Source organism: Bacteroidota bacterium, assembly GCA_030706565.1.
GTDB lineage: Bacteria > Bacteroidota > Bacteroidia > Bacteroidales > JAUZOH01 > JAUZOH01.
Genome location: JAUZOH010000127.1, coordinates 1 through 9,536 on the forward strand (window position 1 = coordinate 1; position 9,536 = coordinate 9,536).

The 9,536-nt window shown below is 37.8% G+C and carries 6 protein-coding genes and 1 pseudogene; all 7 read left to right on the plus strand.

Annotation, left to right across the window (positions count from 1 at the left end; genetic code table 11):
* A partial coding sequence (locus Q8907_08260; protein MDP4274256.1) for a hypothetical protein occupies nt 1-664 on the plus strand: 664 nt, incomplete at its 5' end.
* A gap of 562 nt (nt 665-1,226) precedes the next feature.
* The gene (locus Q8907_08265) at nt 1,227-2,237 is read left to right on the plus strand and encodes a PDDEXK nuclease domain-containing protein (protein MDP4274257.1); all 1,011 of its coding nucleotides are present in this window, start codon (nt 1,227-1,229) and stop codon (nt 2,235-2,237) included.
* A gap of 667 nt (nt 2,238-2,904) precedes the next feature.
* Entirely contained in the window at nt 2,905-3,921 is a 1,017-nt protein-coding gene (locus tag Q8907_08270; GenBank protein ID MDP4274258.1) for a restriction endonuclease subunit M, read from the plus strand.
* On the plus strand, nt 3,918-7,892 hold the full coding sequence (locus tag Q8907_08275; protein ID MDP4274259.1) for an Eco57I restriction-modification methylase domain-containing protein: 3,975 nt from the start codon (nt 3,918-3,920) through the stop codon (nt 7,890-7,892). The genes Q8907_08270 and Q8907_08275 overlap by 4 nt, the downstream gene beginning before the upstream one ends.
* Before the next feature lie 46 nt (nt 7,893-7,938).
* Nucleotides 7,939-8,610 carry a DUF3800 domain-containing protein gene (locus tag Q8907_08280; GenBank protein MDP4274260.1) on the plus strand — a complete coding sequence of 224 codons (672 nt, stop codon included), beginning with the start codon at nt 7,939-7,941 and terminating at the stop codon, nt 8,608-8,610.
* 34 nt (nt 8,611-8,644) lie between these two features.
* Nucleotides 8,645-9,118, plus strand: a complete 474-nt coding sequence (locus Q8907_08285) for a hypothetical protein (GenBank protein MDP4274261.1) — start codon at nt 8,645-8,647, stop codon at nt 9,116-9,118.
* A gap of 148 nt (nt 9,119-9,266) precedes the next feature.
* Nucleotides 9,267-9,470, plus strand: a pseudogene (locus Q8907_08290) (transposase).
* The last annotated feature ends 66 nt before the right edge of the window (nt 9,471-9,536 follow it).

Consider the following 9,536-nt stretch of genomic DNA (forward strand, 5'->3'; position numbering starts at 1 on the left):
CCATTTGGCCAGTTACAACCAGAACAATCATGCAAATGTTGCTTCGTTCAGCAACACATTTTACGATCCCTCCGATCCATTGCCGTTACTTTATGTTAGTCAGTGTCAGCGCAAAAGCATTAACGGCCACAAGGATGTGCTTTATGTTGAACGCATTGGCAAAGATTTGAATTCTTCCAGCCTGGTTCAAACCATTTATTTTAAGGATATTCACCATCTTTACGGCTATGCACTTCAATGGGTTATCGACCGCGACAACGGTTATCTATACGGTTATGGAAACACTGTCGATAATGACAATACCCTGAACCGTCATCGCATTGTAAAATTCCGCATTCCGGCTCTGGATAAATCAACTGATGGAATAGTAACACTCACCGATGATGACCTTCTTGAAAACTATCTCATTGAAGATACCTATGCCCTTCCCTTCAATCCTGTTGGCCAGGGACTTTTCATCAAGAACGGGCAACTCTTTATGCCTACAGGCATCGGTAACCCGAAGCATCCTTCCATTCTCTATGTTTGGAATCTTGAAACTCGTCGCATGCAAAATATCATTGACTTAACAAAAGCCACTTTTACGGAGCTTGAAGACTGCGCCATTTATCAGGGCGATCTGATGATTCAGGCCCAAGGGGGATTGTTCCGGCTCAGTTTCTAAACGGTTTCTTATGATTTGACCATCCCAGATACATAATCACCCTTACCAGTCTGAATCTGCTAAGTCAGTTCTAAAAGAGAGTTGAACGGATAATGGTTTTATCGAAACGAGCCAAACTTTTTCCAACAGAACCTATAAGCCAAAATAAAGAAGGGTATTCCAGGTCATTGATATTGCTTACCTTATTAAGATAGTATATTCCTGGGCAAGTTAACCGCCATTCCGGCCATATTGACCAATGCGGGCAAGATTTCCTGAGATTTTAATTTGCTTTAAAAGCAAATTAAAATCTATCAAGATAGCAGGGAAACGTTATAAATTTAAGATTATCAAAAATAAGGATAAATATAGGATAGCAACTCCCATTCCAGACCGTTTATTAAATTGTTCACATAAAATCAATTTCAAAGAATAATTGATGAGAAAAAAAGATAAATTTGTTAAACGTTAACAATAAAAATACTGTTTTGGTAGACTGGAACAAAAAATCTTACAGATTGCCGGGAGTCAATATGGCCGGAATATATACCTGTCAGTTATTATGTACAAAAACAGCATAAAAATGGAACTACAGAAAACGGAATATCAGGATTTATTGTCCGAATTGATTTCTCTTGTTGAAGACACAAAGCATGATGTGGTTTCGTATGCCAATAGCTCGTTAACAATATTATTCTGGCAGGTTGGCAACCGGATTTTGGGACATACTTTGGAGTATAAACGTGCAGATTATGGCAAAGAGATTATCGTTACACTGTCACGAACATTGGTTGAAAAGTTTGGGAAAAATTACGAAGAAAAAAACCTGAGGAGAATGATTCAGTTTGCCGGCGAGTTTCCCGTTTTTGAAAAAGTCGTTACACTGTCACGACAATTGTCATGGTCTCATTTTCTGGTACTTTTACCTGTAAAAGAAACAAACGTCCGCAATTTTTATGGTTTGAAAGCAGCAGAATCGGCTTGGAGTGTAAGAGAATTAAGGTCGCAAATTGAGAAAAAGGCATTTGAACGTACCGAAAATGCAAATATACAGATTTATAATAGTTCAGTTTTGACAAAGGATGTTTTCAAAGACCCGTATCTGCTTGATTTTCTTGAAATAAAAGACAGTTATCTGGAAGACGATCTGGAAGCGGCTATTTTAAAAGAATTAGAGCTTTTTATTCTGGAATTGGGAAGCGGATTCACCTTTGTCGAACGGCAAAAGCGGATAATTATTGATGGCGATGATTATTACCTCGATTTGCTTTTTTATCACCGTAAATTGAAAAGATTAGTGGCTATAGAGTTGAAAATAGACAAGTTTAAGGCAAAATATAAAGGGCAGATGGAACTGTACCTTAAATGGTTGGCCAAATATGAAAAACAAGAGGGGGAAGAAATGCCCATTGGTTTAATTTTATGTGCGGAAACAAGTAAAGAGCAGGTAGAACTGCTAGAAATGCACAAAGATGGGATTATGGTAGCAGAATACTGGACAGACCTGCCTCCTAAAGAAGTATTGGAATCAAAATTACACAAATCGTTGGTTGAAGCACGTGAACGGTTGGAACGAAAAAAACTGAGGGAATAATACATTATGGAACTTATTTTTTTATTTTCAAAACCACCCTACTGACCTTTTCATTTCTTCGCCATATAACTCTTTTTTGATTTACTTTACTAATAAATTTAATAATACTGGTACTATTATATTTCCGATACATGTTGTCCACAAATTTTCAAACAAACTGACCACCGCAACTAAAACTCCTACCAGATGACAGAAAAACTTATTAGTATGTATTTAAAACTGTCTCCAAACCTAAAGATAAAACAGGTGATAGCAACTCCCATTCCGGACCGCTTATCAAATTGTTCACATAAAATCAATTTAAAAGGATTATCGATAAGAAAAAAAGATAAATTTGTTAGAGGTTAAAATGAAAATGATGTTTGGAAAACCCAAAAGAGGGAATTATAAATATTGCACTTAGTGAAGGAAATATAACTTTTTTGAATTGTCAAAATGGCTGGAATTCACATTCTTTAGAAAAGATCTTGGTCGATCTTTTTGTTACAAGATTTGGAAATAAATTTTGTCTCACCACATTTTTTGAAAGACATAATTGAGAAGGAAAATCTTTTAGGCAATACCTCCCTAAGAGGAAAGAAAAAATTGAACAAATCACAAATACGAACAAACATTATCTACTATTAACAAAAAATATATTTAAACAGTTAAACCAATAGACCCAAGGATGTCCAACGAAGTTGACATATTAGAAAACGATATACGAGAACAGTACCCTGAAGTATTAGAGATTCTTTTGCGCGACCATACTACCCAGAAGAATATCTTTTGGGCAACCGATAATTATCAAGACCTGGGCAAAGGTTACGAATATACTTCACCAATTTTGCCCGAACTTATTACAGGTGAACATGGTAATGTTATAATGCCGCGTATAAAGAAGGATAAAGATCTACAACAAACCCGAGTACGCGATATGGCTGAGGTTTTTACACCTTCGTGGATTTGTAACGCTCAAAACAATTTGATTGATAATGCCTGGTTTGAGTGCAAAAATGTGTTCAATACAGAAATCACAAACCCCGATGGTTCGCAAACGTGGCAAATTAATCCCCAAAAAATAATTTTTCCGGAAGGCAAAACCTGGAAACACTATGTGCGCGACACTCGTCTTGAAATGACCTGTGGCGAAGCTCCTTACATAACCAGCCGCTACGATACAACTACAGGCGAACATATTCCCGTTGAAAACCGCATTGGATTACTCGACAGGAAATTGCGCGTGGTTAGCGAAAATGTTGAAACCTCCGAAGAATGGCTTGAAGCTGCACAGACAGCCTATAAAAACATTTACGCTTTCGAGTGGCAGGGCGACAACCTGCTGATTGCCCGCGAAGCCATGCTCTATACCTTTATCGACAACTACGCCCAAAAATTTGGAAAACTCCCGCTATTGAAATCTATCCAATACATTGCCTATATTATTTCCTGGAACGTTTGGCAAATGGATGGAATGAAAGGCGTAGTACCTGATAGTTGCAGAGACAAAACAGTATCAACTAAAAATTTATTTGGTGAAACAGAAATAAAAGTTACTCCTTGCAGTGGATGCCAAAAGGACAATATACGCAAACATAACGGAATATATTGTCTCATTAAGGACTGGAACAACAAAGACCCCGAGACGGGCAAAAAGGGACGCAAAATTAGATTTATCGACCTTATTAAAAATAAATATAAATGAAATTCACTTCGTCTCTAAAACTTAAATTGATTTATGTGTTCCGTATCAACGATGAGAAACATAAAGGTTGCCTGAAAGTCGGTGAGGCAACCTCTGACAATGAAAATATTTGGGGGCTTGAACCAAACAGTAAAGCACTCAACGAAGCGGCCCGTAAGCGTATCAATCAATATACGCAAACAGCTGCTATTGATTACGATTTGCTCTATACCGAAGTTTCTGTATATTCCCAAAATGGTACATTAAAAGCTTTCTCCGATGCCGAGGTGCATAATGTTCTTTTACGTTCTGGTATTGAAAAGATTCCTTTCGACAAGCAAAATAAAGCCAACGAGTGGTTTAAGACTGACCTCCAAACGGTAAAAAACGCCATTGCTGCAGTAAAGAAAGGCAAAGATTCGCTCGATGCCAGTCAGATAAGCACTAACCAAAGCCCTATTATGTTTCGTCCGGAGCAGAAGGAAGCTATCGACAAAACAGAAAAACAATTTCGCAAAAGCAACCAAATGCTTTGGAACGCCAAAATGCGCTTTGGTAAAACTCTCTCGGCACTGCAAGTGGTGAAAGATATGAATTTTGCCCGAACACTCATTCTGACTCATCGTCCTGTGGTTGATGCCGGCTGGTTTGAAGACTTCGGTAAAATTTTCTACGATAGTCCTGATTTTCATTATGGTTCTAAAAACAATGGCAATACTTTTGATACGCTTGAAAAACAAGCACAAAAAGGGAAGTTTGTCTATTTTGCATCTATGCAGGATTTGCGGGGCTCTGAACTTGTAGGAGGTAACTTTGACAAAAACAACGAAGTGTTTGCCACTCCGTGGGATTTTATTATTGTGGACGAAGCCCACGAAGGCATACAAACCGAACTCGGCAAAGCCGTAATGAACGAACTGGTGAAATCCGATACAAAAGTATTGCGTTTGTCGGGTACACCGTTCAATTTACTCGACGACTATAAGGAGGATGAAATATACACATGGGACTATGTAATGGAACAACGAGCCAAAGCCGATTGGGACAAGGTCCACCTTGGAGACCACAATCCTTACGCTGCCTTACCCCGTCTTCAAATTTTCACCTATGACCTTGGCAAACTGCTCCATCAATTTTCTGACGAAGATGTAGCCTTTAACTTCCATGAATTTTTCCGCGTAAACAAAGAATGTACATTCGTTCACGAAAAGGACGTTCGTTCATTTCTCAATCTTATAACTAAGGCCGACGGCGAAAGCAACTATCCATACTCTACAGAAAAATACCGCAACAACTTCCGTCATTCACTTTGGATGGTACCGGGAGTAAAAGAAGCACGGGTACTTAGTACTATGCTTCAGGCACATCCTGTATTTTCGCAATTCAGAATTGTGAACGTTGCCGGTGATGGAGATGAAGAAGAAGCCAACGAAGATGCACTCAAAAAAGTGAAAGATGCCATTGGCGAAAATCCGCAAGACACCTATACCATTACTCTTTCCTGCGGCAGGCTCACAACGGGCGTTTCCGTCCCTGCATGGACGGCTGTATTTATGCTTTCCGGCTCTTACAACACTTCGGCTTCGGGTTATATGCAAACCATTTTTCGCGTGCAAACACCTGCAAACATTAACGGACATGTAAAGGAAGATTGCTTTGTATTCGATTTCGCACCCGATCGCACGCTGAAAGTTATTGCCGAAACCGCCAAAATCTCTGCCAAAGCAGGCAAAACTACAGGCAGCGACCGGCAAACAATGGCTGAATTTTTGAATTTCTGCCCGATTATTGCCGTTGATGGTTCTCGCATGAGAACTTACGATGTAAACGGAATGCTCGAACAACTCAAAAAGGTTTACATTGAGCGCGTAGTGCACAACGGCTTTGAAGACGGCTACATGTACAATAACGACCAGCTGATGAAACTCGATGCTGTTGAACTTAGAGATTTTGAAGGTCTTAAAAAAATTATCGGCAGTACCAAGGCAATGCCCAAAAGCGGCGATATTGATATAAACAGGCAGGGATTCAGCGACGAAGAATACGAGCAATTAGAAAGTATAGAAAAAAAGGAACATTCTAAACAAGAACTCTCCGAAGAAGAAAAACGATTACTGGCAGAGAAAGTCGAAAAGAAGAAAAACCGCGACAGTGCTATTTCTATCCTGCGCGGCATTTCTATTCGTATGCCTTTGCTTATTTACGGTGCCGACGTGAGCGACGAAGACAAGGAAATCACTATAGACAACTTCACCCAGCTTATAGACACACAATCCTGGGAAGAGTTTATGCCCAAAGGTGTTACCAAAGAACTTTTCAACAGCTTTAAGAAATATTACGAACCCGACGTGTTCCGTGCCGCCGGCAAACGAATTCGGGCAATGGCCCGCGCTGCCGATAAACTATGCGTGGAAGAACGAATTGGCCGTATTACTGCTATTTTCAATACCTTTCGCAACCCCGACAAGGAAACCGTGTTAACACCCTGGCGCGTGGTCAATATGCACCTTGGAGATTGTCTGGGCGGCTATGTATTTTACGACGAAAAGTATGAGAACACTACGGAACAACCCCGCTATGTGGAACAAGGCAGTATTACTCAAAACGTATTTGCTCCCGATGCCCGCATTCTCGAAATCAACTCAAAATCGGGGCTTTACCCTCTTTATATGACCTACTGTATTTACCACACATGCCTTAAAAACGAATATCCTGATGGCAATTCAACGCCAGAGCAGCAACTTCATATATGGGATAGAGTGCTGGCCGAAAATATCTTTGTCATTTGCAAAACGCCTATGGCTAAAAGCATAACCAAACGCACTTTGACAGGTTTCCGGGAAGAAAGAGTAAACACACGCTATTTTGAAGACCTCGTAAACCAAATCACCAACAAAGCCGACAACTTTGTTGGAAAAGTGCAACAAGGTAAAACTTATTGGAAATCAAACAACAACGATAATATGAAATTCAATGCAATAGTAGGAAATCCTCCCTATCAAGTGATGGATGGGGGTGGCACTGGTTCTAGTGCAATTCCTGTATATGATAAGTTTGTAGAGATTGCTAAAAAGATAAAACCTGAATATCTTTCTATGATTATGCCGTCACGTTGGTTTAGTGGTGGAAGAGGTTTAGATTCGTTTAGAGACGAGATGCTTAATGACAATAGAATAAGAGTTATTCATGACTTCTTAAAAGCTACTGACTGTTTTCCTCAGGTAGAAATAAAAGGAGGGGTTTGTTATTTTTTATGGGATAGGGATAATGAAGGTGAATGTGCTGTAAATACTCATAAAGGCAATCAGTTATCTTCAACAAAAAGATCTTTATTGGAAAATGGAAGAGATACATTTATAAGATATAATGGAGCAATTTCTATTTTAGAAAAGGTTAATGAAATAAATGAAGATAGTTTTGCTACTATTATCAGTGCAAATGATCCTTTTGGCTTTGATGTTCGAGTAGATAATAGCTATAAAAGAATAAAACCAAAATTCAAACTCACACAATTTGATGGTGGAGTTGAAATATATTACAATGGTTGGAGAAAGGATGGTTTGGGATATATTGAGCTTTCTAAGATTTCAAAAAATACTGACTGGATAGATAAATATAAAATATTAATACCCAAAGCATGGGGAACAGGAGATATGAATAATGATTGGCTTAACCCATTCATTGTAGCACCAAATTCATGTTGTACTGAGACCTACTTAGTTGTAGGTCCATTTAATGATTTAAAAACTGCCGAAAATGCAATAAATTATAGCCAAACAAAATTTTTCCATTTTTTGTTATTGCTAACAAAAAATACTCAAAATGCAATGAAGAAAGTTTATCAATTCGTTCCACTCCAAGATTTTACATCCTCTTCGAATATTGACTGGAGCAAGCCGGTAGCCGATATCGACCGCCAGCTTTATGCCAAATATGGCTTAACAGATGAGGAAGTGGCATTTATAGAAAGTATGATTAAACCGATGGAGTAAAAAATTTTCTAAACCCGAAACTCAACACACAGGGTACAAATCCATTATGAGTAAAACCTTTAATATTTATTGCGACGAAAGTTGCCATTTGGAAAACGACCACAAAAATTTCATGTTTATGGGGTCGGTCAGTTGCGCCTATCCGCAAGTGGAAAGGCACAGTAAACGGATTGAAGAACTTAAAAAAGAACATAATTTTTATGCGGAAATAAAATGGACGAAAGTTTCACATTCAAAACTTCGGTTTTATCTTGATTTGATTGACTATTTTTTCGATACCGACCTGAAATTTCGTGCAATCGGTATTGATAAATCAAAAATAAACAACGAAGTTTTTGTGCAAACTTACGATGACTTTTATTACAAGATGTATTATCAATTACTGAATCACCATATCAATTCATTATACCATTACAATGTTTATCTTGATATAAAAGATACGTTAAGTGCTTGTAAAGTTCGTAAATTGAGGAATATACTTAATGTAAAACTGGGTGTCTTTCGCACTGTACAGAATATTCGCTCTCATGAAAGTATTTTAATGCAGTTAGCCGATTTTTTGATGGGTGCAATTTCATACAATATCAATGATGAAGAACATAACAATAATGCAAAAATGCAAATCATTGAAAAGATAAAAAGACACTCTCAGCTTTCTGATTTGGGAAAAACAAATTATAATGAAAAGTTAAACCTGTTTTTTATCGAGTTGAAATAATATGCCGCTGAATTTACTCAAAAAATACAATCAAATGTTGGAACTTACGGCAATGGACGAATTTCAGCGAAGAGAATCGTTGAAAAGAATTTTTAACCGCGACATTGCAAACAATCCGGCTTTCAGGTTTCAAACCAAGCGGATAAATCCGACACCTGCCGATGGGCAGGATTCAATGGAGCGGCTGTTTACACATCTCACAACCGTTATTACCGATAAAGCTACAAATAAACGAGAATTTGATATGGCTCGTTCCGTGCGTTTGCATTGGCTTAAATATCATATAGACGAAAATAAAAAGGACAATATATTCGTGTTCTCAGTCGCAGAACCGACCGGAAAAAGAACGTATATTTACGATAAAGATGAATTTTATGTAATTGTGTTAGAACCAATGAACAAAAAAAATGAATATTATTTGCTTACGGCATATTATCTGCAAGGTAAAGATAAGGCCAGAGATAAAATGATGAAAAAATATAAAAGGAGATTACCCAAGGTGGTATAAAAAGCAAAAAACGCAGAGCATCGGAGGCTTGCGTTTTTCGATTTCCTTTTCTCAAATGAGAAATGAACTCATTTACAAAGGTATTACTATTTTTTAAATAACGATCAAAAAATACAGAAAGTATTTTTGAGAATAAATAATAATTAAATCGTTCCGGATTAATAAAAACCAAATTTTGCCTGAGAAATTTGAATGGCAGGATGAATATTATGCTGTATCAGTATCAGAGTCATTGGTCGATAAAGAAAGGGAATATATTAAAAATCAGGAAAATCACCATTCTCGAGAAACATGGGAAGAGGAACATGATGAACTGATTGAAAAATATGGATTTCAGAAATTTAAAGATTAATACATAATTTGGCTAAAGCCATTAAATGCAAAATGATTTTTTGTCCTCCTGCTAAAGCAGGAGGCA

Bases quoted from the DNA above. Each gene is read 5' to 3' on its own strand.
- Q8907_08265 (MDP4274257.1), top strand. From the start codon at position 1,227: ATGGAACTACAGAAAACGGAATATCAGGATTTATTGTCCGAATTGATT.
- Q8907_08270 (MDP4274258.1), top strand. From the start codon at position 2,905: ATGTCCAACGAAGTTGACATATTAGAAAACGATATACGAGAACAGTAC.
- Q8907_08275 (MDP4274259.1), top strand. From the start codon at position 3,918: ATGAAATTCACTTCGTCTCTAAAACTTAAATTGATTTATGTGTTCCGT.
- Q8907_08280 (MDP4274260.1), top strand. From the start codon at position 7,939: ATGAGTAAAACCTTTAATATTTATTGCGACGAAAGTTGCCATTTGGAA.
- Q8907_08285 (MDP4274261.1), top strand. From the start codon at position 8,645: ATGTTGGAACTTACGGCAATGGACGAATTTCAGCGAAGAGAATCGTTG.